General features: G+C 61.5%; 31 protein-coding genes. 30 read left to right on the top strand and 1 reads right to left on the bottom strand.

What is annotated here, in order from left to right:
- Positions 1 to 10: 10 nt before the first annotated feature.
- The 4 genes from rplP to RA19_RS06705 all read left to right on the top strand — a co-directional run bounded on the left by rplP (position 11) and on the right by RA19_RS06705 (position 2,571).
- Positions 11 to 424 carry a 50S ribosomal protein L16 gene (gene rplP / locus RA19_RS06720; RefSeq protein WP_039125980.1) on the top strand — a complete coding sequence of 138 codons (414 nt, stop codon included), beginning with the start codon at positions 11 to 13 and terminating at the stop codon, positions 422 to 424.
- A 358-nt stretch (positions 425 to 782) separates the two neighbouring features.
- Positions 783 to 1,034 (top strand): hypothetical protein, encoded by a 252-nt coding sequence (locus RA19_RS06715; RefSeq protein ID WP_152615700.1) that lies wholly within the window; start codon positions 783 to 785, stop codon positions 1,032 to 1,034.
- 184 nt (positions 1,035 to 1,218) lie between these two features.
- Entirely contained in the window at positions 1,219 to 1,869 is a 651-nt protein-coding gene (locus RA19_RS25690) for a sulfotransferase family 2 domain-containing protein (protein WP_052261680.1), read from the top strand.
- Positions 1,870 to 1,950: 81 nt separating this feature from the next.
- Positions 1,951 to 2,571, top strand: a complete 621-nt coding sequence (locus tag RA19_RS06705; protein WP_039160805.1) for a TIGR02466 family protein — start codon at positions 1,951 to 1,953, stop codon at positions 2,569 to 2,571.
- A gap of 72 nt (positions 2,572 to 2,643) precedes the next feature.
- On the opposite strand, the gene RA19_RS06700 is transcribed toward RA19_RS06705, so the two are convergent.
- Positions 2,644 to 3,006, bottom strand: coding sequence for a DUF6122 family protein (locus tag RA19_RS06700; RefSeq protein WP_241479032.1), 363 nt, complete (start codon positions 3,004 to 3,006; stop codon positions 2,644 to 2,646).
- A gap of 115 nt (positions 3,007 to 3,121) precedes the next feature.
- Between RA19_RS06700 and RA19_RS06695 the strand changes: the two genes are divergently transcribed.
- The 26 genes from RA19_RS06695 (at position 3,122) to RA19_RS06570 (ending at position 24,494) form a co-directional block, all read left to right on the top strand.
- Entirely contained in the window at positions 3,122 to 3,832 is a 711-nt protein-coding gene (locus RA19_RS06695; protein WP_039160803.1) for a sulfotransferase family 2 domain-containing protein, read from the top strand.
- 222 nt (positions 3,833 to 4,054) lie between these two features.
- On the top strand, positions 4,055 to 4,255 hold the full coding sequence (gene rpmC, locus RA19_RS06690) for a 50S ribosomal protein L29 (protein ID WP_039125973.1): 201 nt from the start codon (positions 4,055 to 4,057) through the stop codon (positions 4,253 to 4,255).
- An 11-nt stretch (positions 4,256 to 4,266) separates the two neighbouring features.
- Complete coding sequence (gene rpsQ / locus RA19_RS06685) at positions 4,267 to 4,497, top strand: 30S ribosomal protein S17 (RefSeq protein WP_005621877.1); 231 nt, start codon at positions 4,267 to 4,269, stop codon at positions 4,495 to 4,497.
- Between the two features lie 100 nt (positions 4,498 to 4,597).
- Positions 4,598 to 4,966, top strand: coding sequence for a 50S ribosomal protein L14 (gene rplN / locus RA19_RS06680; protein ID WP_005621870.1), 369 nt, complete (start codon positions 4,598 to 4,600; stop codon positions 4,964 to 4,966).
- Between the two features lie 2 nt (positions 4,967 to 4,968).
- Positions 4,969 to 5,274 carry a 50S ribosomal protein L24 gene (rplX, locus tag RA19_RS06675; RefSeq protein ID WP_039160800.1) on the top strand — a complete coding sequence of 102 codons (306 nt, stop codon included), beginning with the start codon at positions 4,969 to 4,971 and terminating at the stop codon, positions 5,272 to 5,274.
- Positions 5,274 to 5,837, top strand: a complete 564-nt coding sequence (gene rplE, locus RA19_RS06670) for a 50S ribosomal protein L5 (protein ID WP_039160798.1) — start codon at positions 5,274 to 5,276, stop codon at positions 5,835 to 5,837. Before rplX ends, rplE begins: the two co-directional genes overlap by 1 nt.
- A gap of 19 nt (positions 5,838 to 5,856) precedes the next feature.
- Positions 5,857 to 6,162 (top strand): 30S ribosomal protein S14, encoded by a 306-nt coding sequence (rpsN, locus tag RA19_RS06665; protein ID WP_039125969.1) that lies wholly within the window; start codon positions 5,857 to 5,859, stop codon positions 6,160 to 6,162.
- 13 nt (positions 6,163 to 6,175) lie between these two features.
- A complete protein-coding gene (gene rpsH, locus RA19_RS06660; RefSeq protein WP_019297998.1) occupies positions 6,176 to 6,568 on the top strand; it encodes a 30S ribosomal protein S8 in 393 nt (130 codons plus the stop codon).
- A gap of 13 nt (positions 6,569 to 6,581) precedes the next feature.
- Entirely contained in the window at positions 6,582 to 7,115 is a 534-nt protein-coding gene (gene rplF, locus RA19_RS06655; RefSeq protein WP_039160796.1) for a 50S ribosomal protein L6, read from the top strand.
- 11 nt (positions 7,116 to 7,126) lie between these two features.
- Positions 7,127 to 7,486, top strand: a complete 360-nt coding sequence (rplR, locus tag RA19_RS06650; RefSeq protein ID WP_039125967.1) for a 50S ribosomal protein L18 — start codon at positions 7,127 to 7,129, stop codon at positions 7,484 to 7,486.
- Between the two features lie 116 nt (positions 7,487 to 7,602).
- Positions 7,603 to 8,172, top strand: coding sequence for a 30S ribosomal protein S5 (gene rpsE / locus RA19_RS06645; RefSeq protein WP_039160792.1), 570 nt, complete (start codon positions 7,603 to 7,605; stop codon positions 8,170 to 8,172).
- Between the two features lie 13 nt (positions 8,173 to 8,185).
- Positions 8,186 to 8,374: a 50S ribosomal protein L30 gene (gene rpmD / locus RA19_RS06640; RefSeq protein ID WP_039160789.1), complete on the top strand. Its 189-nt coding sequence runs from the start codon at positions 8,186 to 8,188 to the stop codon at positions 8,372 to 8,374.
- 174 nt (positions 8,375 to 8,548) lie between these two features.
- Positions 8,549 to 9,481, top strand: coding sequence for a hypothetical protein (locus RA19_RS06635; RefSeq protein WP_039160786.1), 933 nt, complete (start codon positions 8,549 to 8,551; stop codon positions 9,479 to 9,481).
- 240 nt (positions 9,482 to 9,721) lie between these two features.
- Complete coding sequence (locus tag RA19_RS06630; protein WP_039160784.1) at positions 9,722 to 9,931, top strand: DUF1127 domain-containing protein; 210 nt, start codon at positions 9,722 to 9,724, stop codon at positions 9,929 to 9,931.
- A gap of 268 nt (positions 9,932 to 10,199) precedes the next feature.
- On the top strand, positions 10,200 to 10,415 hold the full coding sequence (locus RA19_RS06625) for a DUF1127 domain-containing protein (RefSeq protein ID WP_039160781.1): 216 nt from the start codon (positions 10,200 to 10,202) through the stop codon (positions 10,413 to 10,415).
- A 601-nt stretch (positions 10,416 to 11,016) separates the two neighbouring features.
- Complete coding sequence (locus RA19_RS06620; RefSeq protein WP_152615699.1) at positions 11,017 to 11,652, top strand: hypothetical protein; 636 nt, start codon at positions 11,017 to 11,019, stop codon at positions 11,650 to 11,652.
- Positions 11,653 to 11,807: 155 nt separating this feature from the next.
- A complete protein-coding gene (gene rplO / locus RA19_RS06615) occupies positions 11,808 to 12,278 on the top strand; it encodes a 50S ribosomal protein L15 (RefSeq protein WP_039125962.1) in 471 nt (156 codons plus the stop codon).
- Positions 12,279 to 12,390: 112 nt separating this feature from the next.
- Positions 12,391 to 13,755 (top strand): preprotein translocase subunit SecY, encoded by a 1,365-nt coding sequence (gene secY, locus RA19_RS06610; RefSeq protein ID WP_039160779.1) that lies wholly within the window; start codon positions 12,391 to 12,393, stop codon positions 13,753 to 13,755.
- Positions 13,752 to 14,399 carry an adenylate kinase gene (locus tag RA19_RS06605; RefSeq protein ID WP_039160777.1) on the top strand — a complete coding sequence of 216 codons (648 nt, stop codon included), beginning with the start codon at positions 13,752 to 13,754 and terminating at the stop codon, positions 14,397 to 14,399. The genes secY and RA19_RS06605 overlap by 4 nt, the downstream gene beginning before the upstream one ends.
- A gap of 409 nt (positions 14,400 to 14,808) precedes the next feature.
- Positions 14,809 to 15,177: a 30S ribosomal protein S13 gene (gene rpsM, locus RA19_RS06600; RefSeq protein ID WP_019298012.1), complete on the top strand. Its 369-nt coding sequence runs from the start codon at positions 14,809 to 14,811 to the stop codon at positions 15,175 to 15,177.
- A 14-nt stretch (positions 15,178 to 15,191) separates the two neighbouring features.
- Positions 15,192 to 15,581, top strand: a complete 390-nt coding sequence (rpsK, locus tag RA19_RS06595; RefSeq protein WP_008560534.1) for a 30S ribosomal protein S11 — start codon at positions 15,192 to 15,194, stop codon at positions 15,579 to 15,581.
- 113 nt (positions 15,582 to 15,694) lie between these two features.
- Complete coding sequence (locus RA19_RS06590; protein ID WP_039125959.1) at positions 15,695 to 16,711, top strand: DNA-directed RNA polymerase subunit alpha; 1,017 nt, start codon at positions 15,695 to 15,697, stop codon at positions 16,709 to 16,711.
- 173 nt (positions 16,712 to 16,884) lie between these two features.
- Entirely contained in the window at positions 16,885 to 17,313 is a 429-nt protein-coding gene (gene rplQ, locus RA19_RS06585) for a 50S ribosomal protein L17 (protein ID WP_039125958.1), read from the top strand.
- 196 nt (positions 17,314 to 17,509) lie between these two features.
- Positions 17,510 to 19,921: a CHASE3 domain-containing protein gene (locus tag RA19_RS06580; RefSeq protein WP_039160774.1), complete on the top strand. Its 2,412-nt coding sequence runs from the start codon at positions 17,510 to 17,512 to the stop codon at positions 19,919 to 19,921.
- 267 nt (positions 19,922 to 20,188) lie between these two features.
- On the top strand, positions 20,189 to 23,089 hold the full coding sequence (locus tag RA19_RS06575; protein ID WP_241479031.1) for a CHASE3 domain-containing protein: 2,901 nt from the start codon (positions 20,189 to 20,191) through the stop codon (positions 23,087 to 23,089).
- 319 nt (positions 23,090 to 23,408) lie between these two features.
- Positions 23,409 to 24,494: a 3-deoxy-7-phosphoheptulonate synthase gene (locus tag RA19_RS06570; protein WP_039160771.1), complete on the top strand. Its 1,086-nt coding sequence runs from the start codon at positions 23,409 to 23,411 to the stop codon at positions 24,492 to 24,494.
- The last annotated feature ends 3 nt before the right edge of the window (positions 24,495 to 24,497 follow it).

Below are 24,497 nucleotides of genomic sequence, written 5' to 3'. Positions count from 1 at the left end.
AGGATTTGAGATGCTTCAGCCAAAGCGCACTAAATTCCGCAAAATGCACAAAGGCCGGATCCACGGCCTGGCAAAAGGCGGTTCCGACCTGAACTTCGGCACCTATGGCCTGAAGGCAACCACCCCTGAGCGTGTGACTGCACGCCAGATCGAGGCTGCCCGCCGTGCCATGACCCGCCACATGAAGCGTCAGGGCCGTGTTTGGATCCGTATCTTCCCGGACACTCCGGTGACCTCGAAGCCGACCGAAGTCCGTATGGGTAAAGGTAAAGGCTCCGTGGACTACTGGGCAGCCAAGGTTAAGCCTGGCCGCGTGATGTTCGAGATCGACGGCGTCAGCGATGAGATCGCCCGCGAGGCCCTGCGCCTGGCGGCGATGAAGCTGCCGGTCAAGACCCGCGTCGTGGTCCGCGAAGACTGGTAAGCCCGGCTTCCGTCTGAAAATTTGAAACCCCCGCCGGGCCTCCGGCGGGGGTTTTTCTATGCCGGCATGTGTGCTGTCCGCAGTTTTGGCGCAAAACCTGCTGGCGGCGAAAGTATCCGGCATTTTAGCGGGTTACTCTTTCTTAACAGTATGTTCACTCTTTGTTTCGATCCTGCTGCCCTGGGTTGTTTTGGCTGTCTTCTGTTCGCACCTCCTTTCTGCGGTTGCGCGGCCGGCCGGAACGGCCTGAGTGTTTTGTTACAATGGAGTGCCAGAAATGCGCCTGATGGTTCCTGCCGCCCTGCTTTTTGCCGTGTCCGCCTGCGGTATTGCGGATCTTGACCGAAATGATCAAACGATGGTGTTAGCATCCGAAACCGGTTTCCAGCCGCCAGCCGGGCAGGGGGGCGGGGTGAAGAGCTTCCTGCCGCAAGGCAGCGTCACCCGCGGCGGAAACGCCGTGCACTGGATCACGCCGAACGGCTGCACCTATTCGCGCACCCAGGCGCCCGGCTATGCGCCGGTTTGGTATCTTGTCCAGAATCCGCACCATGTGGGCATGCCCAACGCACACCGCGGCTGCCCCAATGCGGTGGCTGAAGGGCTCTGAGGACGCAGCCGGCGGGGAGGCTTGCCGGGGCGCTGGCGCGGGCTTTGTCCGGCGCTGGCCCCGGTGCCCGCGCCTGCCATAGGGGCAAAGGGTTGTTAACCTTGTTGTAAGCGGTTCGTTTTACGATCCGGTCCTGAATTTTTACGGGGCCAAATGGCCGTATTTACAAGAAGGAAAGACCGCGATGGGCTTCTCCCCGCCCGAAACCGCTGCACCTCTGCCTGCCGTGAATGGATGGGAGGCACTGCCGTTCAGCTTCATCCATATTCCCAAGTGCGGGGGAACCTCGGTCAGCTCAGCTCTGGGTCTTCAGCGCAATGTTCACCATACTGCTGCCGCACGGCGGCAGCTGATCGGCAGAGACCGCTGGCAGGCGCTCCCCTCGTTCTCCATCGTGCGGAATCCGTTTGCCCGGGTGACGTCGCTGTACAGGTACCGCGCCGCCCGCAACCACCCGTCGCTGCTTGGCGGGCGCATGGGGCTGAACGAATGGGTCCGCCGCGGAATCTGGGAGCGCGACCCGGCGGTCTGCACCCAGCTGTATTCCTTCCTGCCCTGTGCAGCCTGGCTGCTGGACGAACAGGCGCGGATCATGGTGGATCTGGTGATCAAGCTCGAGACCATCCGTCAGGACTGGTGCAAAGTAGAGGAGCTTGTCGGCATGCAGATCCCCTGCGGCCATGAAAATGCGACCCGCAAGGACACGGCGACCGTTGAAGCGGCTTTGGATCAGGAGAGCGTGGAAATGATCCGGGAGCGCTTCCGGGCGGATTTCGTTCTGTTCGGCTATGATCCGGACAATGTCCAGAGTGCTGCCCCGGCCGCAAAAGCCTAAGGGCCGACCCCCGGCTGCAGCGGCGGCTGGGGCTGGCGGAAGCTGCTCGCCAAGACGGCAGCTCTGCGCTATCAGACCGCCATGGCCCAGATTGACTCGCTCTTCGTGACCCGCCTCTACCGCGCGCAACTGTCCGAACACGGACCCAAGGTTGATGCGCAGGAACTGGAAAACTCCTGCCTTGTCATCGCCGGGGATGATGATGCCGGGCAGGACTGGTGCGAGGAGAACGGCTATCCCGGCTATACCTCCTATGCCTCGCTGACGGATCTGCCCTGGCGGTTTCCGATCTTTGCAGATGTGGTGAAGTCGCTGGATTTGCACGTCGCGGCCTTTGCCCAGGATCTTGAGCTGGACCTGGACGGCCGCAAGCTGGTTCTTGAGGACCTTTGGATCAACATCCTGCCGGAGGGCGGCACCCATGCCAGCCACATTCACCCTCATTCGGTGATTTCCGGCACCACCTATGTGTCGATGCCGGACGGTGCGTCGGCGCTGAAGCTTGAGGACCCGCGCCACGCGATGATGATGGCGCATCCGCCGCGGGTGAAGGATTGCCGCCAGGAACTGCGTACCTTTGTCTATCAGTCGCCCTCAGTGGGTGATGTGCTCTTGTGGGAAAGCTTCATCCGTCACGAGGTGCCGCTGAACATGGCCGAGGAAGAGCGGATCTCGGTGAGTTTCAATTACAAGTGGGAGTGAGCTGGCTCCCCGGAACCGCTCCGGGGAAGCGTTTCGCCTGCGAGCGGGCGGAGCCCTAAAGGCCCGCCCCCTTTACCACGTCCCCTGCATCACACAATCCAGCCCGTCGGTTGCCAGATGCCACAGGCAGCCGAGCGCGAGAGCGCGGGTCTTCCAGTTCGGCACCAGCAGCGCTGCGGCAAAGAGTGCGGCGGCAAGCCCCGAATGCAGCGGGTGAAAGCCGATGCTGCAGCGGTTCGGATCGAAGATGGGGGTTGCCAGCAGGTGGTCGGCATCAATCGCATTTGCCAGGATCATCAAACCGGCGGCGGCGAGCCAGCGCGGCTTTCCGAACACCAGCCGGGCGATGCCGAAGGGCGCCAGAAAATGAAAGCCGTAGTGGATTGCGGCAGGGGCCAAAGCTATCAGCGAAACAATCATGCGGTGCAGTGCCATAGCCGATCCGGTCGGCAATCCGTGGTTGTTTGCAAAATTTTAGCCGACTCCCGGTAGACGTCTTGATGATCATTCACTCATCAGAGGTCAAAAGGTTTTGCAACAACAGAATTCAATGAATCGCAGGGCTCAAGCAGAGCAGAGTTTTGCGCGGCTGAAGTCGGTGCTGGATAAGCCTTATTTCTTTGTGCATGTCAATAAATGCGGCGGAACCTCTGTCGCTGCGGCGTTGAATATCGCGCAGCTGCATGGCTCTGTGAAGACCATGATCAAGCTGTTCGGACCCGGCTTTTTCGCGTCCAGGAAAGCGTTTTCGGTTGTCCGCCGCCCTTATGAGCGGATGTGCTCCCTGTACCGCTACAGAGTCAAGCGCAATGAGGCTGAGTTCAACGGCCGGACGCTTGAGCTGAACGAGTGGGTATACCGCGCAGTCAAGCTGCAGGACCCGCAGTTTGTCCTTGGCGAAGAGATGATGAAGCCTGCGCTGGATTGGATGGTGGATTCTGCGGGAAACAATCTCGTCGACCTTGTTGTGCAGCTTGAAAACATTGAAGAGGACTGGGGTAAAATCCAGGCCCTGACGGGCTGCAAGGCAGAATTGCCGCGCATGAATGCAACCCGCTCCACGCCAGAGACCTCGATTGCTGCGCTGAGCAGCGAGAGCCGGGAGATCATCGAGGATTTCTTCGACGTGGATTTCGACACTTTCGGCTATGACCGGTTTGAGGCTGCGGCGTGGCGCCCTGCCGGCTCTTCGGCACTTTCCGCCAACAGCGTTCCCTTGGCGTCTGAAGCCCCAGCTGCCGGCGCACAGCGGCCTGCATGACCGGATGCGGTCAGGGCGCGCTACCGCCGCCCTGATCCGGGGGAAGCTTTCGCTTGCCCCCGTCTGCCTTCTCCTTTATAGGGACCCATCGCTTGCCCCCTGTCCGGCTCGGATCGGGGGCAGGTGATTCTTTTTGCCGCGGTTTCCCGCGGTTGACATAACCCACCAGGTAACAAGGTGACCCTCGGGGCCTTCTGGTGCTTTGGACAAGGAACAAAGGCGATGAACGCCAATGATCTGCGCGAGAAGACCGTGGATGAACTCCGCGATATGCTCGCATCCCTGAAAAAAGAGAGCTTCAACCTGCGCTTTCAGCAGGCAACCGGTCAGCTGGAATCGACCGCAGGCATCAAGGCGGCCCGCCGCAATGCTGCACGCGTCAAGACCATCCTGAACGAAAAAGCTGCAGCAGCAGCCGAATAAGGAGCGACACAATGCCCAAACGTATCCTGCAAGGCGTTGTGACCAGCGACGCAAACGCCCAGACCGTCACCGTCTCGGTTGAACGCCGCTTCACGCACCCGGTTCTGAAGAAAACCATCCGTAAGTCCAAGAAATACCGGGCTCACGATGAAAAGAACGCTTTCAAGGTCGGCGATTCCGTACGCATCATCGAATGCGCGCCGAAATCGAAAACGAAACGCTGGGAAGTTCTGGAAGCCTAAGAGTCTCATCCGAGACTCCTGGCGGCTAGGCTGAAAAGCAAAGTCGAAACCCTGGGGGATCACAGCACGCATCGCTGCCCCATAGGTCGGGAGAAACCACATGATCCAGATGCAAACAAATCTGGATGTTGCTGACAACTCCGGCGCCCGCCGAGTTCAGTGCATCAAGGTTCTGGGTGGCTCCAAGCGTAAATACGCTTCCGTTGGCGACATCATCGTCGTCTCGGTTAAAGAAGCCATCCCGCGCGGCCGCGTGAAAAAAGGCGACGTCCGTAAGGCCGTTGTCGTGCGCACCGCCAAAGAAGTCCGCCGCGAAGACGGCACTGCAATCCGTTTTGACCGGAACGCAGCCGTTATCCTGAACAACAACAACGAGCCGGTCGGTACCCGTATCTTTGGCCCGGTTGTTCGTGAACTGCGCGCGAAGAACTTCATGAAGATCATCTCGCTGGCTCCGGAGGTGCTGTAATCATGGCTGCGAAACTCCGTAAAGGCGACAAGGTCATCGTGCTGTCAGGCCGTGACAAGGGCAAAGAAGGCACCATCGCCTCTGTTGACCCGAAGGCCGGCAAAGCCGTTGTCGAAGGCGTGAACATGGCGATCCGCCACACCCGCCAGACCCAGAACAGCCAGGGCGGCCGTCTGCCCAAGGCACTGCCGATCGACCTGTCGAACCTGGCACTGCTGGACTCCAACGGCAAAGCAACCCGCGTCGGCTTCCGCGAGGAAGACGGCAAGAAGGTCCGCTTTGCAAAAACCACCGGGGAGACTGTCTGATGGCTGACGCTGCAACCTACACCCCGCGCCTGAAAACCTCCTACAAAGAGACCATCCGTGGCGCTCTGAAAGAGGAATTCGGCTACAAGAACGATATGATGATCCCCAAGCTGGAGAAGATCGTTCTGAACATCGGCTGCGGCCGCGCTGCTGTCAAAGACAGCAAGAAAGCGAAATCCGCACAGGCCGACCTGACCGCGATTGCGGGCCAGAAGGCTGTCACCACCGTGGCAAAGAACTCCATCGCCGGCTTCCGCGTTCGCGAAGGCATGCCGATGGGCGCCAAGGTGACCCTGCGCGGCGACCGGATGTACGAATTCCTGGATCGTCTGACCACCATCGCGATGCCCCGTATCCGCGACTTCCGCGGCGTTTCGGGCACCTCTTTCGACGGCCGCGGCAACTATGCCATGGGCCTGAAAGAGCACATCGTGTTCCCGGAAATCGATTTCGACAAAATCGATGAGCCCTGGGGCATGGACATCGTGATCGCCACCACCGCGAAAACCGACGCGGAAGCAAAGGCGCTGTTGAAAGCTTTCAACATGCCCTTCAACAGCTGAGCGCGGGAAGGATAGAGACATGGCTAAGAAAAGCATGATCGAACGCGAGAAGAAGCGCGAGCGCCTGGTGGCAAAATACGCCGCAAAGCGTGCCGAGCTGAAAGAAATCGCAAACGACGAAAGCCGTCCGATGGAAGAGCGCTTCAAGGCGCGCCTGAAGCTGGCGAAACTGCCGCGCAACTCGGCTCCGAGCCGTTTGCACAACCGCTGCCAGCTGACCGGCCGTCCCCACGCTTACTACCGTAAGCTGAAGGTCAGCCGTATTGCGCTGCGCGAGCTGGGTTCTGCTGGTCAGATCCCCGGCCTGGTGAAATCGAGCTGGTAAGGGAGAGACTGATATGAACGATCCTATCGGCGATATGCTCACCCGTATCCGTAACTCTCAGATGCGCGGCAAGTCCACCGTCATGACCCCGGCTTCCAAGCTGCGGGCATGGGTTCTGGACGTGCTGGCGGACGAGGGCTACATCCGCGGTTATGAGAAGATGACTGGTGAAAATGGCCACCCGGCCATCGAAATCAGCCTGAAATACTTCGACGGCGAACCTGTCATTCGCGAGCTCAAGCGGGTTTCCAAGCCCGGCCGCCGCGTTTACATGGGCGTCAATGACATCCCGTCGGTCCGCCAGGGCCTGGGCGTGTCGATTGTCTCCACCCCCAAGGGTGTGATGTCGGACGCAAACGCACGCGCAGCCAACGTCGGCGGCGAAGTGCTTTGCACCGTCTTCTAAGGGAGGCTGATTGATGTCCCGTATTGGTAAGAAACCGGTCGAACTGCCCAGCGGTGTCACCGCGAGCGTTTCCGGCCAGACCGTCGAAGTGAAAGGCCCGAAAGGCGCCCGCACCTTCACCGCCACTGATGACGTGACCCTGACCGTTGAAGACAACGTTGTTAAGGTCGAGCCGCGCGGCAAGTCCAAGCGTGCCCGTCAGCAGTGGGGCATGTCCCGCACCCAGGTTGCAAACCTGGTGACCGGCGTGACCCAAGGCTTCAAGAAGGAGCTGGAAATCCAGGGTGTGGGTTACCGCGCTCAGATGCAGGGCAACACCCTGAAGCTGAACCTGGGCTACAGCCACGACGTCGACTTCGTTGCACCCGATGGCATCACCATCACCGCACCGAAGCAGACTGAAATCGTTGTGGAAGGCATCGACCAGCAGCAGGTGGGCGAAGTCGCGGCGAAAATCCGCGAATGGCGCCGTCCGGAGCCCTACAAGGGCAAAGGCATCCGCTACAAGGGCGAGTTCATCTTCCGCAAGGAAGGCAAGAAGAAGTAAGGACCAGCAAAATGGCAAACAGCAAACGTACCCTGTTTCTGAAGCGCCGGCTGCGCGTCCGGAACAAGCTTCGCAAAGTGAACGCAGGCCGTCCGCGTCTGTCCGTGCACCGTTCGAACAAGAACATCTCTGTTCAGCTGATCGACGACCTGCGCGGCGTGACCGTGGCCTCCGCTTCGACCCTGGAAAAAGATCTGGGCGTTGTTGGCAAGAACAACGTCGAAGCAGCGACCAAAGTCGGTGCTCTGATCGCCGAACGCGCGAAAGCGGCTGGCGTGACCGAGGCCTACTTCGACCGCGGCGGCTTCCTGTTCCACGGCAAGGTGAAGGCTCTGGCCGACGCTGCGCGTGAAGGCGGCCTGAAGATCTAATCTCTTGCGGGCGGTCTTCCGGGACCGCCCCGATGATCCGGGAGGCCGGGCTTCGGCCCGGTTCTCACCAAGGATTGAGAAAACAGGCGCCTAGCGCCCTATGAAAGGAATGCCTGATGGCAGAACGTGAAAACCGCCGCGGCCCCCGCCGCGAGCGTGAAGAGGCACCGGAATTTGCAGATCGCCTGGTCGCGATCAACCGCGTGTCGAAAACCGTAAAAGGCGGTAAGCGCTTTGGCTTCGCAGCCCTGGTTGTTGTTGGCGACCAGAAAGGCCGCGTGGGCTTTGGCAAGGGCAAGGCGAAAGAAGTGCCCGAGGCGATCCGCAAGGCGACCGAGCAGGCCAAGCGCCAGATGGTCCGCGTGCCGCTGAAAGAGGGCCGCACCCTGCACCACGACATCAACGGCCGTCACGGCGCTGGTAAAGTGGTCATGCGCACCGCTCCGGAAGGTACCGGTATCATCGCAGGTGGTCCGATGCGCGCAGTCTTCGAAATGCTGGGCGTCAAAGACGTCGTTTCGAAGTCGATCGGCTCGCAGAACCCCTACAACATGATCCGCGCCACCATCAACGGCCTGACCAAAGAGCAGAGCCCGCGTTCGGTTGCACAGCGCCGCGGCAAAAAGGTTGCTGACATCCTGCCCAAGCGGGACGACGCACCGGCAGCTGCCGAAGCTGAAGCGTAAGGAGTAGAGAGACATGGCAAAAACCATCGTCGTCAAGCAGATCGGCTCCCCGATCCGCCGCCCCGCCAAGCAGCGCGCGACCCTGGTCGGCCTGGGCCTGAACAAGATGCACAAGACCCGTGAGCTGGAGGACACCCCTTCGGTCCGCGGCATGGTCAACTCGATCCCGCACCTGGTTCAGATCATCGAAGAGCGCGACTAAGCCTCTTTTGATGCAGACTTTGGAAAACGCCTCCGGGAAACCGGGGGCGTTTTTCGTTTGCAACCGGCCGCGGCCTGGGGCTGTTCTTCGATCCGACCGAGCGGATGTGTTGCGCGGTGACCTGCGCATGATATGCGTATGGCTCTGCTCCTAGAGGAAAGTACTGGACCGGCTATGGCGAACCCCACCCGCCCCCCTGCGAAAGAACGCGCCCGCGCGGCGGCAACTGCGATTGCCGGAATTCTCTTCCTGGCTTTTGGAATCTTCGGCCTGACTGGGCGCAGCGACTGGAATCCGCTTGTTTCGGCTTCGGAGCGCACAGCGGAAAACATCGCCGTATCCTCGGTGGCTGCCTATGTCTCGTTGCGCGCGATCAATGCGGCGCTCTCCACCGCACAAGAGGTTGAAGTGGGCGCGTCTGTGGTCGGCCAGGCGAGCCTGCAACCGCTGAAAGTATTGGAGCCGGTGGATGATACAGTGGAGCGTGTCGCGGACGCAGTTTTCCTTGTTGCAGCCGGAGCGGCACTTGCCGCTGCCGGCCTGGCGCCGGTGACTTCGCTTGGTTTGGCCGTTCTCGGGGCCGGTCTCCTGGGCAGGGCCGGCGCCGGCAGTTTTCCCGCCTTTGCGAGGGCTGTGAAACCGGCGTGTGATAGAGCGATCGCCTTTGGCACCGCTGCCGGTCTTGCCGTCCCTCTGGTTTTTGCTGCTGGTGCCTGGCTCGGCGAGCGCGCCACGGCGGGGCAGATGGCCGAGGCAATGGCCGAGCTGCAAGCCGTCGAGCAACAAGCCAAAATTCTCATTGGGGCAGACACTGATACTGAGGCCGGGTCCTCGGCAAAGGAAGATGCCCAAACAGGCGCTTGGAACTGGCTGAGCAGCACGGTTGCACAGGCGGGCGGCGCTGTCAGCGGGGCCTTTGAGCAGACCGGAAGGTATATGGATGCAGCGCAGGTGTTCTTTGAGGAGGCCGACACGATTCTTCGATCCTCTTTGGCGATCGTCGGCATCTTTATGCTCCGTATGTTTGTTCTGCCGATGTTCCTGATGTGGGGGGCGCTGACGCTGCTGAAAACAATGCCGCGAGCAGCTGCCGGAAGACGGCAGTAATAATTGCCCCCGTGCAGAGCAGCCCGCCCAGTTGGCCTCCCCTCCCTTTTCAGCGGTGGTTTGCTCCTGGACGGTGTGCTTAGCCGACCGGAAGGGCCCCTTGCACCGCTTGCATAGCGGGCAGTCCGAACCGTCAGTTGTTGGAATCACCCTCGCATCCTATCTCAGTCCTGTCACAGAACGGACCGTAAGACAGACCGCCGGGAATAGGCCCGGCCCCCTGAGACAAGGAACTTAACGATGGCACATGTACTCTCCGCTTCCGCAGGCATTTCGCTGACCGCCCGCATCCGCTCCGCTTTTGAAGGCGTGATCGCATCCTGGATGAAGGCCCGCGAATTCCAACGCACCTACAACGAACTGGACGCGCTCTCCGATCACGAGCTGTCCGACATCGGCGTCCGCCGCGCTGACATCGCCGACATCGCCCGCGCGCACGTCTACGGCTAAGAATTCCCTTCCTCCCGGGCGCTCCTCTCCTCCTCCTCTTTTGCGCCCCGGGCCAAGACGCTCCTGCCATCCGGCGGGAGCGTTTTCTTTTGCGGCAGGCCCAAAGGTTTCTCACGCAAATGTGCTATGCGGCTGCTGCATAGCCGCCAGACCGACGCGTGTGTTGCCGTGACCGGCGGCGGCACCTATCTCCCCTGCGTTACAAAACTGTCACAAGAAACACTCCGGCCGGGAATTGGCCCGGCCCAACTGATAGGAAACGCAAGAGATGGCATATTCGACTCTGTCCGCCCCTGCCTCATCCAGCCTCACCGCCCGCCTGCGCAGCCTGGCCGCAAGCCTGATCCAGGACTGGAAACTGCGCCGCGAATACAAGCGCACCGTGACCGAGCTGCGCGGCCTCTCCGCCCGTGAGCTGGCCGACATCGGCCTGGACCGCAGCTCCATCCCCGGCACCGCCCGCGAGAATGTCTACGGCCGCTGAAAGATTTCAGGTTCCGGAGCCTCCTCCCTCCCTCGGTCCCGGACCAGATGCACCCCTGCCCAACGGCGGGGGTGTTTTGCGTTTCAAGGATGAAGCGTGACGTTCTAAGAACGACCTTCGCCTGGCCGATAGGCCGGGCAGCGCCCGACCCTCCCGTCAAACCGAAGGTTTGCCTCCGGCAAAACGGGGAGGGCGCTTCACGCCCGCCCAGGGTCAGGCGCCGCCCTTCGAGGATTTCAAAACCGTGGCTGAGGAGGGGCAGGGTGCTGTTGCGCCCCCTGCGAACGCCCCGCCCACGCAGAATTTACCCAGGCCTGCGAGATTGCTTCCTGATCATGATCACCCGCCGGGCCTGACACACCCGGCAACTGGAACAGGGCTCCGGTCTGGCACCCGGAGCGCGCAAGGCTTGAGCTTTCTGCATGGGCGATGCCCATCCCATCTCCACCCAGGCGGCGCCGCCACCCTTTCACGGCCAGCCAGAGACGGAACGGAAAGAATCAAAGACAGATCGAGCAGCAACCGGCAGGGCAGGGGCCTTGCGGGAGAGAAAGTCATTTCCGATAACGGAACTGCATTTTCAATGTTTGGGGCTGATCACATGACGCTGCCGAAAATTTTTCCTGAAAGGTACATTCCAGTAAAATACTTCCTTTCCTCCTACAGAGCTTTCTCTGATGCGGAAGTGGCGTTGAGGCATCTGCGTGAGGGGCGCGCGGGCAACCACCTCCCATACAGCGAATGGCGCATACATTGGGTCGCAACCTGTTCGTTGCTACGAACAGCGATCTACCTGTTCAGGCAAGATGCAAAAATCTGTGTTGGGGAGAGCCTTGGGAAGGAAATTGCTGCGGAGTTCAAACTCATTGGAGATCATAGATCGGAGCATCAGATCTTTTGGGATTTCATTGTCAATGAGCGAAACAACTTGATCAAGGAATACAAGTGGGGAGCGTACAAGAAGTGGTTGGATGCGGAAGGTAATCTCGCCCGTCCTAGCCTTGTAGAAATTGCCCTTTCCGAAGAGAAGTATGATGTGAAACTTGAGATACAATCAGGAGTGTACAAAGGGAAGGATGCACTTGAAGTTGCGGAAGAAGGTGCAACTTGGACACGGGATAGAATCTTTAGCGCAATATCTCGAGCTGGCTTACACCCTGATGAACCGCGCGGCATCTATTCCTTCAAGCCGCCACCACCTTCCTTGATTGGAGGAGCCATGGGAGAGCCGGGTTAAAGAGTGGTGCATCGTGTATGTTCTCCACCCTTGATCCCAACCCCCATCCCGTCTATAGGCACCCGGTGGCCTTCCGGGCCACGGAATCACCAATCAAGAAACGCCGCGGTTGGCCCATCACGCTTCGGGGGTCACATCCGGCAAGGAGAAGCGACATGAAACTTCACGAACTGCGCGACAACGCTGGCGCCGCCAAGAAACGCACCCGTGTGGGCCGCGGCCCGGGTTCGGGCAAAGGTAAAATGGGCGGCCGTGGTATCAAAGGCCAGAAATCCCGCTCGGGTGTGGCCATCAATGGCTACGAAGGCGGCCAGATGCCGCTGTACCAGCGTCTGCCCAAGCGCGGCTTCAACAAGCCGAACCGCAAAGCATACGCAGTTGTGAACCTGGGCCTGATCCAGAAGTTCATCGACGCAGGCAAGCTGGACGCCGCGAACATCACCGAAGATTCGCTGGTTGCATCCGGCCTGGTGCGCCGCAAGCTGGACGGCGTCCGCGTTCTGGCCAAAGGCGAAATCACCGCCAAAGCCACCATCTCGGTCACCGGCGCATCGGCCGCTGCCGTTGAAGCCGTGGCAAAAGCTGGCGGCGCTCTGACTGTGGCAACTGCAGCCGCCGCAGAGTAACGGCTTGTGAGCGGCGCCAATGCCGCTTACATAGTCTTCGAGTTTTCCTAAGACGCCGCCCGAGCCGGAAAACGGTTCCGGGCGGCGTTTCCGCTAAAGAAGAGACCTTTTCATGGTATCAGCAGCAGAACAAATGGCGGCGAACACCAGCTGGGCGGCCCTTGGCAAAGCCACGGATCTGCGCAACCGCATCCTGTTCACCATCGGCCTTTTGATTGTCTACCGGCTTGGCACCTTCATTCCGGTTCCGGGCATTGACGCAGAAGCCCTGCGCCAGTTCATGGAGCAGGCGGGCCAGGGCATCGGCGGCATGGTGTCGATGTTCACCGGCGGCGCGCTTGGCCGGATGGGGATTTTTGCCCTGGGCATCATGCCCTATATTTCCGCCTCCATTATCGTTCAGCTTCTGACTTCGATGGTGCCCTCGCTTGAGCAGCTCAAGAAAGAGGGCGAGCAGGGCCGCAAGAAGATCAACCAGTACACCCGCTACGGCACCGTGGCGCTGGCGACCGCGCAGGCCTATGGCCTGGCTGTGTCGCTGGAGCAGGGCGACCTGGCCACCGATCCTGGCATGTATTTCCGCATGGCCTGCATGATCACCCTGGTCGGCGGCACCATGTTCCTGATGTGGCTGGGCGAGCAGATCACCCAGCGCGGCATCGGCAACGGCATCTCGCTGATCATCTTTGTCGGCATTATCGCCGAGGTTCCTGCGGCAATTGCCCAGTTCTTCGCCTCCGGCCGCTCCGGCGCGATTAGCCCCGCGGTGATCATCGGCGTGATCGTCATGGTCGTCGCGGTGATCATGTTCGTGGTGTTCATGGAACGGGCGCTGCGCAAGATCCACATCCAGTACCCGCGCCGCCAGGTCGGCATGAAGGTCTATGACGGCGGCTCCTCGCATCTGCCGGTCAAGGTGAACCCAGCGGGCGTGATCCCGGCGATCTTCGCCTCCTCGCTTCTGCTGCTGCCGACTACCATTTCGGCGTTCTCCTCGGGTGCGGCGACCGGTCCGGTGATGTCCTGGCTGCTGGCCAATTTCGGCCCCGGCCAGCCGCTGTACCTCTTGTTCTTCGTGGCGATGATCGTGTTCTTCGCCTACTTCTACACCTTCAACGTCTCCTTCAAACCGGAAGACGTTGCCAACAACCTGAAGAACCAGAACGGTTTTGTTCCCGGCATCCGCCCGGGCAAGAAAACCGCGGAATACATCGAGTATGTTGTCAACCGCATCCTGGTTCTCGGCTCCGGCTATCTGGCACTGGTCTGCCTGCTGCCGGAAGTCCTCCGCGGCCAATTCGCCATCCCGGTATATTTTGGCGGCACATCCGTTCTGATTGTGGTATCGGTGACCATGGACACCATTCAGCAGGTGCAAAGCCACCTCCTCGCGCATCAGTATGAGGGCCTTATCGAGAAGAGCCAGCTGCGCGGGCGCAACAAGAAACGGACAAAACGGGGACCCTCTCGCCGATGACCAACATTATTCTCCTTGGCCCGCCTGGTGCGGGCAAAGGTACGCAAGCGCGTTACCTGGTTGAATCCCGCGGCATGGTGCAGCTCAGCACCGGCGACATGCTGCGGGAGGCCCAGACCTCCGGCTCTGAAATGGGCAAGAAAGTTGCCGCCATCATGGCCGAGGGCAAGCTGGTCACCGACCAGATCGTGATCGGCCTGATCCGCGAGAAGCTGCAGGAAGGCGCCGAGGGCGGCTTTATCTTCGACGGTTTCCCGCGCACCCTGGCGCAGGCCGATGCCCTGGGCAACCTGCTGCGCGACATGGGGCTGAAGCTGGACGCCGTGATCGAGATGGAAGTGGACGACGCGGCGCTGGTCGCGCGGATCACCGGCCGCTCCACCTGCGGCGGCTGCGGCGAGGTCTACCACGACCAGACCAAGCCTTGGCCCGAAGACGGCAAATGCGCCAACTGCGGCAGCACCGAGGTGAAGCGCCGTGCGGACGACAATGAGGACAGCCTCAAGACCCGTCTGATGGAGTATTACAAGAAGACCTCGCCGCTGATCGGCTACTACTATGCCAAGGGCAACCTGCAGCGCATTGACGGCCTCGCCTCGATCGACGAGGTGCGCCAGAACATGTCCTGGATCATGGGCAGCTGAAGCTTGCGGCCCGCAGCGAATTCCGACGCCCCGCGCTGCGAATGCCCGGGGCGTTTTTATTTGGCCAATGCGTATCGAGGCCAGTGGTGAGCAGCCTTGTCAGGCGGGCCGGATTGGATCGGTGAAACGGAAGATCTGCGCCCTGCATCGGGGGAGGGCGCAGGGCCGCTTGGCGGTTCGGGTAAGGAACGGCAGGACACCGGTCTGCGTTTCCTGCAACGAGGGCTTGACTGCCCATTACTCAGCCCCTAGTTACCCACATCCCTTCTGGGAATGATTCCCGGCAGGCGGATTCGTCTGCCTGCTGAATTACCTCGAAATGCTGGACCCTCTGGCCACACTGCCACGGTCAAGTGTTGTGAAAAAAGGTTCCGGCGCTACGGAACCGCAACGAAAAGGAAAGTGACACGTGGCACGTATTGCCGGCGTTAACATCCCGACTGCAAAGCGGGTTCCCATCGCCCTCACCTACATCACCGGTATCGGCAACACTTCGGCGAAAGCCATCTGCGAAGCTGTTGGCATCGACGCAACCCGTCGTGTGAACGAACTGTCCGACGCTGAAGTTCTGGCCGTGCGCGAGCACATCGACGCCAACTACACCGTCGAAGGCGACCTGCGCCGTGAAGTGACCATGAACATCAAGCGCCTGATGGACCTGGGCTGCTACCGTGGCCTGCGCCACCGCCGCAACCTGCCGGTCCGCGGTCAGCGTACCCACACCAACGCCCGCACCCGCAAGGGCCCGGCGAAGCCGATCGCCGGCAAGAAGAAGTAAGGGGGGCTTGATCAATGGCACGCGATAAAACCCGCATTAAGCGCAAAGAGCGTAAGAACATTGCTTCTGGCGTTGCGCATGTGAACTCGTCGTTCAACAACACCAAAATCCTGATCTCCGACGTGCAGGGCAACGCGATCTCCTGGTCGTCCGCCGGCACCATGGGCTTCAAAGGCTCGCGGAAATCCACTCCTTACGCGGCTCAGATGGCTGCTGAGGACGCGGGCAAAAAAGCCCAGGATCACGGTGTGAAGACCCTGGAAGTCGAAGTTCAGGGCCCCGGTTCGGGCCGTGAATCGGCTCTGCGCGCTCTGGCCGCCATCGGTTTCAACATCACCTCGATCCGTGATGTGACCCCGATCGCGCACAACGGCTGCCGTCCGCCGAAGCGCCGCCGCGTCTAATTCGCATTTTTTGCTGGGGCCCCGCTTGATTCGCAGGGCCCCAGTGCGTCATTTAAACCTCGGGCGTCCTTGGCCTTCTGGACATGGGGCAAGGACAGGAATGGAGGGAACGCATGATCCATAAGAACTGGGCAGAGCTGATCAAGCCGGCACAGCTGGAAGTGAAGCCTGGCAATGACCCGGCACGGCAGGCAACCGTCGTGGCAGAGCCGCTGGAACGCGGTTTCGGCCTCACCCTGGGCAACGCGCTGCGCCGCGTTCTGATGAGCTCGCTGCAGGGCGCTGCCATCACCAGCGTGCAGATCGACAACGTGCTGCATGAATTCTCCAGCGTTGCCGGTGTGCGTGAAGACGTCACCGACATCATCCTGAACCTCAAGGGCGTGTCCCTGCGCATGGAAGTCGAAGGCCCCAAGCGCCTGTCGATCAATGCCAAAGGTCCGGCAGTTGTCACCGCTGGCGACATTGCCGAAACCGCAGGCATCGAGGTTCTGAACCGCGATCACGTGATCTGCCACCTGGACGATGGCGCCGACCTGTTCATGGAACTGACCGTGAACACCGGCAAAGGCTATGTCTCGGCAGAGAAGAACAAGCCGGAAGACGCGCCTATCGGCCTGATCCCGATCGACGCGATCTACTCGCCGGTCAAGAAGGTCTCCTATGACGTTCAGCCGACCCGTGAGGGCCAGGTTCTGGACTATGACAAGCTGACCATGAAGGTGGAAACCGACGGCTCCATCACCCCTGATGACGCCGTGGCTTTTGCTGCCCGCATCCTGCAGGACCAGCTGTCGATCTTCGTCAACTTCGACGAGCCGGAATCGGCTGGCCGCCAGGACGAGGACGACGGTCTCGAGTTCAACCCGCTTCTGCTGAAGAAAGTGGACGAGCTGGAACTGTCCGTGCGTTCGGCAAACTGCCTGAAGAACGACAACATCGTCTATATCGGCGACCTGATCCAGAAGACCGAAGCGGAGATGCTGCGCACCCCGAACTTCGGCCGCAAGTCGCTGAACGAGATCAAGGAAGTGCTGTCGGGCATGGGCCTGCACCTGGGCATGGACGTCGAGGACTGGCCGCCGGACAACATCGAAGATCTGGCCAAGAAGTTCGAAGACAGCTTCTAAAGGTTTCGAGGAGGGCTCCGGCCCTCCTCTTCAATGCCCGGAACTGCCGGGGAATGAGAGTGAGAAAGGCTCCAGTGGAGCGTTTCGAGCTTGAATGGGCTTCCGCCCCAAGGTGAGCAGCTGACACGCATCAGCCGCCTGACAAAGCAAAACGCAAGATAAGGATTGAAATTATGCGTCACGCACGTGGTTACCGCCGCCTGAACCGTACTCATGAGCACCGTAAAGCCCTGTTCTCGAACATGGCCGGCTCGCTGATCGAGCACGAGCAGATCAAGACCACCCTGCCCAAAGCAAAAGAACTGCGCCCGATCGTTGAAAAACTGATCACCCTGGCAAAACGCGGCGACCTGCACGCTCGCCGTCAGGCAGCTTCCAAGCTGAAAGAGGACAAGGACGTCGCGAAGCTGTTCGAGGTTCTGGGCCCGCGCTACAAGGACCGTCAGGGCGGCTATGTCCGTGTCCTGAAGGCCGGCTTCCGTTACGGCGACATGGCTCCGATGGCGATCATCGAGTTCGTCGACCGCGACGTTTCCGCCAAAGGCGCCGCCGACAAGGCCCGTCTGGAAGCAGAAGAAGCAGCTGCAGAAGCTGAAGAATAAGACGCTCTGAACCTTTGGGTTCAACTGTCTGGCCCCCGCTCCGCCTGGAGCGGGGGTTTTTCGTTTCCGGCCCCTGGTCCGCCCTTATCCGGCGGGCGCGGCGGCGCCCTTGCGCTGCGCAAAGCCTGCGTCAATCCAATAGAAAGGAGTTTCTATTTTATTCGGTTCCAAACGATTCCATCAAAGGAACCAAAGGATGTCCAAAGCCGCGCCTGCAGGCCGAAACCGCTTCTCGATTTCAAACATTAAAACCCGGCCGAAAGTGCTGCTGGCGTCACTGCTGCCGCTGGTGCTGGTTGTCGGGGTTGGTGTTCTTGCAGTGGTCAACCTCGGCAAAATGGCCGAGCGTGCCAAGTGGGTCGAGCACACTCAGTATGTTCTAAGCGAATCCGAGGCCATTCTGGCAGCGGCACTGAACATGGAAACCGGTCTGCGCGGCTACCTCCTGGCCGGCCAGGAGGAATATTTCGCCCCTTACCAGGAAGGCGGAACCGAGGCTTTTGCCAAGCTTGCGGCGCTGCAGGAAACTGTCAGCGATAACCCCGTCCAGGTCGAGCGGCTGCAGGAGGCGCAGCGCATTCTGAGCGGCTGGCAAAGCGATGTGGCAGAAACCGCGATTACCCTGCGCCTGGAAATCGGCGACTCCCAGACGATGAACGACATGGCGGACGAAGTGAAAAAGGCCAGGGGCAAGGTTTTCTTTGATGAGTTCCGCGCGAAGATCTCCCAGATGATCGAAGAAGAGGAAGTGCTGCTGGCAGACCGGCGGAACACTTTTGCCGCGCTGGTGAACGCAGGGATTGCCGACCCGGATTACCTGAACAACTCGTTGCAGGCGGTCGAGAACACCCATCAGGTGATCAGCCAGGCCAAGGACCTGCTGGCTGCGGCGGTGGACATGGAAACCGGTATGCGGGGTTTCCTGCTGGCTGGGGACAAAGCCTTCCTGGAACCCTATCTGGCCGGCAGCAAGCGGTTCAACGATATTCTGGCGGATCTGCGGCTCGCGATGTTTGACGACATGATGCAGATGAACCGGCTGAACGCGATTGGCGAAACCATCGACGAGTGGCGCAACACCGTGGTGGTGCCGATGCTGGACCTGCGCCGGGAAATCGGCGACGCGGCCACGATGGATGATATGGCGGATCTGGTGGCTGAAGGGCGCGGCAAGACTTATTTTGATGCCTTCCGGGCGGTGATGGCCGAGTTCCAGGCCGAGGAAGAGGCGCTGATGGTGACCCGCCGCGAGGCCAATGAGGCGATCTCCGCCCAGACCCGGACCCTGCTGCCGGTTGCAATCGGTGCTGCGGTTCTGTTCGGTTCGGTGCTGGCGCTGGCCATTGGCAGCAGCATGGCGTCTGCGGTGCAGAGCATCACCAAGGCCATGAAGGGGCTGGCAGATGGCGACAACGCCGTGAAGATCACTGGCCAGCAGCGCGGCGACGAGGTTGGCGACATGGCCCGCTCGCTGGAGGTGTTCCGCGACCAGCTGGCCCAGATGCAGGAGGCCGAGCAGAAGAAGGCCGAGGGCAAGGACGCCGAGCTGAAGAACGTAGTCCAGGAGCTGAGCTCCCGCCTGTCGCGCCTCTCCGAGGGGGATCTGACCATTCAGATCCAGGAGAACTTCCCGGAGGAGTACGAACAGCTGCGGGCAGATTTCAATGCGTCAATCGAGAATCTGAGCACTACCGTCGTGCAAGTCGTCGATTCCACTTCGTCGATCCGCAATGGCGCCGCCGAGATCAGCCAGGCTTCGGATGACCTGTCGCAGCGCACCGAAAGCCAGGCCGCGACTCTGGAGCAGACCGCAGCGGCGATTGACGAACTGACTGCCAGCGTGCGCAACGCCGCCGAAGGCGCCCGCAATGTGGAAAGCACGGTCCAGGAGGCCCGCCAGGAAGCCGAAGAGAGCGGCGAGGTTGTGCAAAGCGCAGTGACCGCAATGGGCGGTATCGAGGAAAGCTCCACCAAGATTTCGCAGATCATCTCGGTGATCGACGACATCGCTTTCCAGACCAACCTCCTGGCGCTGAACGCCGGGGTCGAGGCCGCCCGCGCGGGCGAAGCGGGCCGCGGCTTTGCGGTGGTGGCCAGCGAGGTGCGGGCGCTGGCGCAGCGGTCCTCGGACGCGGCGATGGAGATCAAAACGCTGATCGGCGACAGCACCCGGCAGGTGGAGCAGGGCGTGGACCTGGTCGGCCGTGCCGGCGAGGCGCTGCAGTCGATCGTGGGCCGGGTCAGCCATATTTCGCAGCTGGTCTCGGAGATTGCCGAGGGTGCTGCCGAGCAGTCCACCGGGCTGGCCGAGATCAACACCGGCATGACCCAGCTGGATCAGGTGACCCAGCAGAATGCGGCGATGGTGGAAGAGGCCACGGCAGCCGGCCACATGCTGAACAATGATGCCGGAAAACTGTCAGAACTTGTGTCGAATTTCCGGATCTCCGGTGACACTGCAGTCCGGACCGCCCCCCCTGCGCCGGCCCTTCCGGATGCCGGACCGGCACCGTCGGCGCATGGCGATGGCTGGGCCGAAGAGCCCGCACCGGTTCCGGCTGCCGCGGCGGAGGGCAATGCCGCCCGCAATCTCTGGCAGGATTTCTGATCCCCGGGGCCGGTCCGGCGGGAGGCTGGCAGGCAGGCTTGCAGCAAGAAACCGAATAAAATGACCACTGAAGGCGCTGCCTTGGCCCCTGTTCCTCCCGGAGCAGGGGCTTTGCAGCCTCATGGGGGCGGCTGAACCGTGCAAGCACAGCAAAACAAGCAAACCACCATAAAATCCCCGGGCCTGCAGCAGGCCGGCAAGGGTCCGGAAAGGAGTCGCCTTCTTACTTGGGGAGAGTGATTCAGTGTTTACCGAAGGAATAACAAAATGCCTTCACGTATCAGTTCCGGCGGCGGCCGTTTCTCCATCTCCAACATCAAGACCCGGCCCAAAGTGCTTCTGGCGTCACTGCTGCCGCTGGTGCTGGTTGTCGGTGTCGGGGTGATGGCCGTTGTGAACCTTGGCAAAATGGCTGAGCGTGCCAAATGGGTGGAACATACCCAGTTCGTGCTGGGCGAAGCTGAATCGATTGTTGCATCGGCAGTGGATATGGAAACCGGGCTGCGCGGCTATCTGCTGGCGGGACAGGAGCAGTTCCTGGAGCCCTATAACGGCGGCGAGGCCAGCGCCTTTGCAACGCTCGGGTCGCTGCAGCAGACCGTCAGCGACAACCCGCCCCAGGTGGAGCGGCTGCAGCAGGCCGAAGGCATCCTGCGCGACTGGCAGGCCAATGTTGCCGAAGGCGCCATCACTTTGCGCCGCGACATTGGCGACGCCAAGACCATGAATGATATGGCGGCCCTGGTGGGCGAGGCCCGCGGCAAGGCGTTCTTTGACAGCTTCCGCAGCCAGATCGCTACCTTCATCAGCCGCGAGCAGGCGCTGCTGGAAGAGCGCCAGGCTGCGTTTGAAGCGGCCAGAGGCGATGTTGCAGCAAGCCGGGAAACCGTGACGGAGGCCAACCGCTGGGTGGAACACACCCGCACGGTCCTGGCTCAGGCGTCCCGCATTGCTGCCCATGCGGTTGATATGGAAACCGGCTACCGCGGTTATATGCTGACAGGCGAAAAAGCCTTTCTGGAGCCATACAACAATGGCAAGACAGCGTTCCGCGACGCGATAGCCGAGCTTCAGAAAACCGTCAGTGACAACCCACCCCAGGTTGGCCGTCTCCAGGAAGCGGATACTTTGATCAGCGGTTGGATCAAGAATGTCATCGAACCGGGTATCAAGCTGCGCCGCCAGGTTAACATCGGTGTCGTGACGCTTGATGAAATCGACCGCTTTGTATCGGAGCAAAGAGGCAAGCAGTATTTCGACGCCTTCCGGGCCCTGATGGCCGAGTTCTCTGCGATTGAGGCCAAGCTGATCGTGGAACGCCAGGCAGCGGCCAAGGCGGCAGAGGCGGCAATTGCCGATGCGCTGGCCACCATGAATGATACCCAGAACTGGACGATCCACACCTACAAGGTGATCGCGACTGCCAATGACATCATCGCGGCGGCGGTGGATATGGAAACCGGTATGCGCGGATATCTTCTGGCCGGCCAGGAGGCCTTTCTGGAGCCTTACACCGCAGGCGGCGCCCGCTTCGGCGAGCTGGTCACGGGGCTCAGCAAAACCGTCAGCGACAACCCGGCCCAGGTCGAATTGCTTGGCGAGGTTCAGGCGACGATTGACGGCTGGCGCGAAAACGTCACCGAGCCGATGATCGCTCTGCGGCGCGACATCGGTGATGCCGCCACCATGGACGACATGGCGGATCTGGTGGCCGAAGGCCGTGGCAAGACCTATTTCGATGCCTTCCGGGCTGTGATGGCCGGGTTCCAGGCAGAGGAAGAGGCGCTGATGGCGACCCGACGCGAGGCGAATGAGGCAATCTCGGCGCAGACCCGCACCATGCTGCCGGTGGCGATCGGCGTGGCGGTGCTGATCGGCGCAGTGCTGGCGCTGGCAATCGGTACCAGCCTGGCCAAGGCCGTGCAGGGCATCACCAAGGCGATGCGGGGCCTGGCAGATGGCGACAACGCGGTGAAGATCACCGGCCAGGAGCGCGGCGACGAGGTCGGCGGCATGGCCCGTTCGCTGGAGGTGTTCCGCGACCAGCTGGCCGGAATGCAGGAGGCCGAGCAGAAGAAGGCCGAGGGCAAGGACGCTGAGCTGAAGAACGTGGTTCAGGAACTGAGCGCCCGCCTGTCGCGCCTCTCGGAAGGGGATCTGACCATTCAGATCCAGGAGAACTTCCCGGACGAATACGAGCAGCTGCGCGCCGACTTCAACGGTTCCATCGACACGCTGAATTCGACGGTGCTGCAGGTTGTCGATTCGACCTCTTCGATCAGCAACGGTGCGGCCGAGATCAGCCAGGCCTCGGATGACCTGTCGCAGCGCACCGAAAGCCAGGCCGCGACTCTGGAGCAGACCGCAGCGGCGATTGACGAGCTGACTGCCAGCGTCAAGGCCGCGGCAGAGGGGGCCCGCAACGTGGAAAGCACGGTGCAGGAAGCCCGCCAGGAAGCTGAGGACAGCGGCGAAGTGGTGCAGAACGCAGTGACCGCAATGGGCGGGATCGAGGAAAGCTCCACCAAGATCTCGCAGATCATCTCGGTGATCGACGACATCGCCTTCCAGACCAACCTCCTGGCGCTGAACGCCGGGGTCGAGGCCGCGCGCGCGGGCGAAGCGGGCCGCGGCTTTGCGGTGGTGGCCAGCGAGGTGCGGGCGCTGGCGCAGCGGTCCTCGGACGCGGCGATGGAGATCAAAACGCTGATCGGCGACAGCACCCGGCAGGTGGAGCAGGGCGTGGACCTGGTCGGCCGTGCCGGCGAGGCGCTGCAGTCGATCGTGGGCCGGGTCAGCCATATTTCGCAGCTGGTCTCGGAGATTGCCGAGGGCGCTGCCGAGCAGTCCACCGGGCTGGCCGAGATCAACACCGGCATGACCCAGCTGGATCAGGTGACCCAGCAGAATGCGGCGATGGTGGAAGAAGCCACGGCGGCCGGCCATATGCTGAACAATGACGCCGGAAAACTGTCAGAACTTGTGTCGCGCTTCCATTTGAGCGGCGGCACCGGCCGGAGCGCTGCCCGTATTCCGGCAGAGACCGATGCAGCCGCGGCGCCGTCAGCCCATGGCGCTGATGATTGGGAGGTCGAGGCCAGCCCCGCGCCCATTGCTGTGCCGGCTTCAGATGGCACAGCCGCCCGCGATCTTTGGCAGGACTTCTGATCTGCCGGTACTTGCGCGCAGCCGCAGGCTCTGATCAGCAGGCCTTCCCCGGCGGAGGGCCTGCCGGTGTTTCCCGGCGCAAGCTGCCCTGTGTGATTTTCCGGGTGACAGCGTTCCGAATCTCCGTTAGCGTTCACCGCATGACCCGTACCGTTGCCGCATTCTGGTATTTCTTCTATCCGCGCCACATGGCGGACGGAGGGGTCAGCGCATTCTGAAAACCGGTCAGAACGCAACAGGATACCAACCAGCCGCCCCGCACCCGCAGGCGGCTTTTTTCATGCCTGCCGGCCGGGGCCCCCGCCAAGGAAGCAAGGACATGACACCCCAGACCGAAAACCTCCGCATCACCGGCATGCAGGAACTGATCTCTCCCGAGGATCTTGCCGTGCAGATGCCCGGCACGCCGGCGGCCACGGAAACAGTGCTGACCAGCCGCAAGGCCATCCAGGACGTGCTGCATGGGCGCGACGACCGGCTGATTGCCGTTGTCGGCCCCTGTTCCGTTCATGATCCCAAGGCGGCGATGGATTATGCCGAGCGGCTGCAGCCGCTGCGTGAGCGGCTGTCCGGGCAGCTGGAGATCGTGATGCGGGTCTATTTTGAGAAACCCCGCACCATCAGCGGCTGGAAGGGGCTGATCAACGACCCCGGCCTCGACGGCTCTTTCCGCATCAACGAGGGCCTCGGCCTGGCCCGGCGCCTGTGCCTGGACATCAATGCGCTGGGCCTGCCGGTCGGCACCGAGTTCCTGGACACTGCGGTGCCGCAGTACATCTCGGACCTGGTGGCCTGGGCTGCCATCGGCGCTCGCACCACCGAAAGCCAGATCCACCGCGAGATGGCCTCGGGGCTCAGCTGCCCGGTGGGCTTCAAGAACGGTACCCGGGGCAATGTGCAAATCGCGGTGGACGCGGTGCGGTCGGCAGCCCATCCGCATCATTTCATGGCGCTGGCCAAATCCGGCCGCGCAGCGATTGCCGCCACCAGCGGCAATCCGGACTGCCACCTGATCCTGCGCGGCGGCGGCGGCACCAACTATGACGCGGCCTCGGTCGATGCCGCCTGCCAGCTGGCGGAGAAGGACGGTATCCGCGGCCACGTGATGATCGACGCCAGCCACGCCAACAGCAGCAAGGACCCGATGAAGCAGCCGGCGGTGCTTGCCGATGTGGCCGCGCAGATTTCAGGCGGCGACAGCCGGATCACCGGGGTGATGATCGAAAGCCACCTGGTGGCGGGCCGCCAGGACCTGGGCACGGGCGCGCTCACCTATGGCCAATCCATCACCGATGGCTGCCTGGGCTGGGAGGACACGGTTGCGGAACTGGAGAAACTGGCCGAAGCCGTGACCGCGCGGCGGGCAGCGGCGGCGCAGGAAAGCGGCCAGCTGGCAAAAGCCTGACAG

Origin of the sequence: Leisingera sp. ANG-M1 (assembly GCF_000813745.1) — a bacterium.
Taxonomy (GTDB): domain Bacteria; phylum Pseudomonadota; class Alphaproteobacteria; order Rhodobacterales; family Rhodobacteraceae; genus Leisingera.
The sequence above is the reverse complement of the archived record's forward strand: the minus strand, read 5'-3'. Positions and strand labels throughout refer to the sequence as shown.

What these genes read in the sequence shown, in the direction of transcription:
- RA19_RS06575 (WP_241479031.1), top strand. Translation starts at nt 20,189, where the DNA reads ATGCCTTCACGTATCAGTTCCGGCGGCGGCCGTTTCTCCATCTCCAAC.
- rplF (WP_039160796.1), top strand. Translation starts at nt 6,582, where the DNA reads ATGTCCCGTATTGGTAAGAAACCGGTCGAACTGCCCAGCGGTGTCACC.
- RA19_RS06635 (WP_039160786.1), top strand. Translation starts at nt 8,549, where the DNA reads ATGGCGAACCCCACCCGCCCCCCTGCGAAAGAACGCGCCCGCGCGGCG.
- RA19_RS06580 (WP_039160774.1), top strand. Translation starts at nt 17,510, where the DNA reads ATGTCCAAAGCCGCGCCTGCAGGCCGAAACCGCTTCTCGATTTCAAAC.
- RA19_RS06715 (WP_152615700.1), top strand. Translation starts at nt 783, where the DNA reads ATGGTGTTAGCATCCGAAACCGGTTTCCAGCCGCCAGCCGGGCAGGGG.
- RA19_RS06625 (WP_039160781.1), top strand. Translation starts at nt 10,200, where the DNA reads ATGGCATATTCGACTCTGTCCGCCCCTGCCTCATCCAGCCTCACCGCC.
- rpsK (WP_008560534.1), top strand. Translation starts at nt 15,192, where the DNA reads ATGGCACGCGATAAAACCCGCATTAAGCGCAAAGAGCGTAAGAACATT.
- secY (WP_039160779.1), top strand. Translation starts at nt 12,391, where the DNA reads ATGGTATCAGCAGCAGAACAAATGGCGGCGAACACCAGCTGGGCGGCC.
- rplP (WP_039125980.1), top strand. Translation starts at nt 11, where the DNA reads ATGCTTCAGCCAAAGCGCACTAAATTCCGCAAAATGCACAAAGGCCGG.
- RA19_RS06630 (WP_039160784.1), top strand. Translation starts at nt 9,722, where the DNA reads ATGGCACATGTACTCTCCGCTTCCGCAGGCATTTCGCTGACCGCCCGC.
- rpmD (WP_039160789.1), top strand. Translation starts at nt 8,186, where the DNA reads ATGGCAAAAACCATCGTCGTCAAGCAGATCGGCTCCCCGATCCGCCGC.
- rpsH (WP_019297998.1), top strand. Translation starts at nt 6,176, where the DNA reads ATGAACGATCCTATCGGCGATATGCTCACCCGTATCCGTAACTCTCAG.
- RA19_RS06590 (WP_039125959.1), top strand. Translation starts at nt 15,695, where the DNA reads ATGATCCATAAGAACTGGGCAGAGCTGATCAAGCCGGCACAGCTGGAA.
- rpsE (WP_039160792.1), top strand. Translation starts at nt 7,603, where the DNA reads ATGGCAGAACGTGAAAACCGCCGCGGCCCCCGCCGCGAGCGTGAAGAG.
- RA19_RS06605 (WP_039160777.1), top strand. Translation starts at nt 13,752, where the DNA reads ATGACCAACATTATTCTCCTTGGCCCGCCTGGTGCGGGCAAAGGTACG.
- RA19_RS25690 (WP_052261680.1), top strand. Translation starts at nt 1,219, where the DNA reads ATGGGCTTCTCCCCGCCCGAAACCGCTGCACCTCTGCCTGCCGTGAAT.
- rplR (WP_039125967.1), top strand. Translation starts at nt 7,127, where the DNA reads ATGGCAAACAGCAAACGTACCCTGTTTCTGAAGCGCCGGCTGCGCGTC.
- rpsQ (WP_005621877.1), top strand. Translation starts at nt 4,267, where the DNA reads ATGCCCAAACGTATCCTGCAAGGCGTTGTGACCAGCGACGCAAACGCC.
- rplX (WP_039160800.1), top strand. Translation starts at nt 4,969, where the DNA reads ATGGCTGCGAAACTCCGTAAAGGCGACAAGGTCATCGTGCTGTCAGGC.
- rplQ (WP_039125958.1), top strand. Translation starts at nt 16,885, where the DNA reads ATGCGTCACGCACGTGGTTACCGCCGCCTGAACCGTACTCATGAGCAC.
- rplE (WP_039160798.1), top strand. Translation starts at nt 5,274, where the DNA reads ATGGCTGACGCTGCAACCTACACCCCGCGCCTGAAAACCTCCTACAAA.
- RA19_RS06705 (WP_039160805.1), top strand. Translation starts at nt 1,951, where the DNA reads ATGGCCCAGATTGACTCGCTCTTCGTGACCCGCCTCTACCGCGCGCAA.
- rpsN (WP_039125969.1), top strand. Translation starts at nt 5,857, where the DNA reads ATGGCTAAGAAAAGCATGATCGAACGCGAGAAGAAGCGCGAGCGCCTG.
- rplN (WP_005621870.1), top strand. Translation starts at nt 4,598, where the DNA reads ATGATCCAGATGCAAACAAATCTGGATGTTGCTGACAACTCCGGCGCC.
- RA19_RS06570 (WP_039160771.1), top strand. Translation starts at nt 23,409, where the DNA reads ATGACACCCCAGACCGAAAACCTCCGCATCACCGGCATGCAGGAACTG.
- rplO (WP_039125962.1), top strand. Translation starts at nt 11,808, where the DNA reads ATGAAACTTCACGAACTGCGCGACAACGCTGGCGCCGCCAAGAAACGC.
- RA19_RS06700 (WP_241479032.1), bottom strand. Translation starts at nt 3,006, where the DNA reads ATGGCACTGCACCGCATGATTGTTTCGCTGATAGCTTTGGCCCCTGCC.
- RA19_RS06620 (WP_152615699.1), top strand. Translation starts at nt 11,017, where the DNA reads ATGACGCTGCCGAAAATTTTTCCTGAAAGGTACATTCCAGTAAAATAC.
- rpmC (WP_039125973.1), top strand. Translation starts at nt 4,055, where the DNA reads ATGAACGCCAATGATCTGCGCGAGAAGACCGTGGATGAACTCCGCGAT.
- RA19_RS06695 (WP_039160803.1), top strand. Translation starts at nt 3,122, where the DNA reads ATGAATCGCAGGGCTCAAGCAGAGCAGAGTTTTGCGCGGCTGAAGTCG.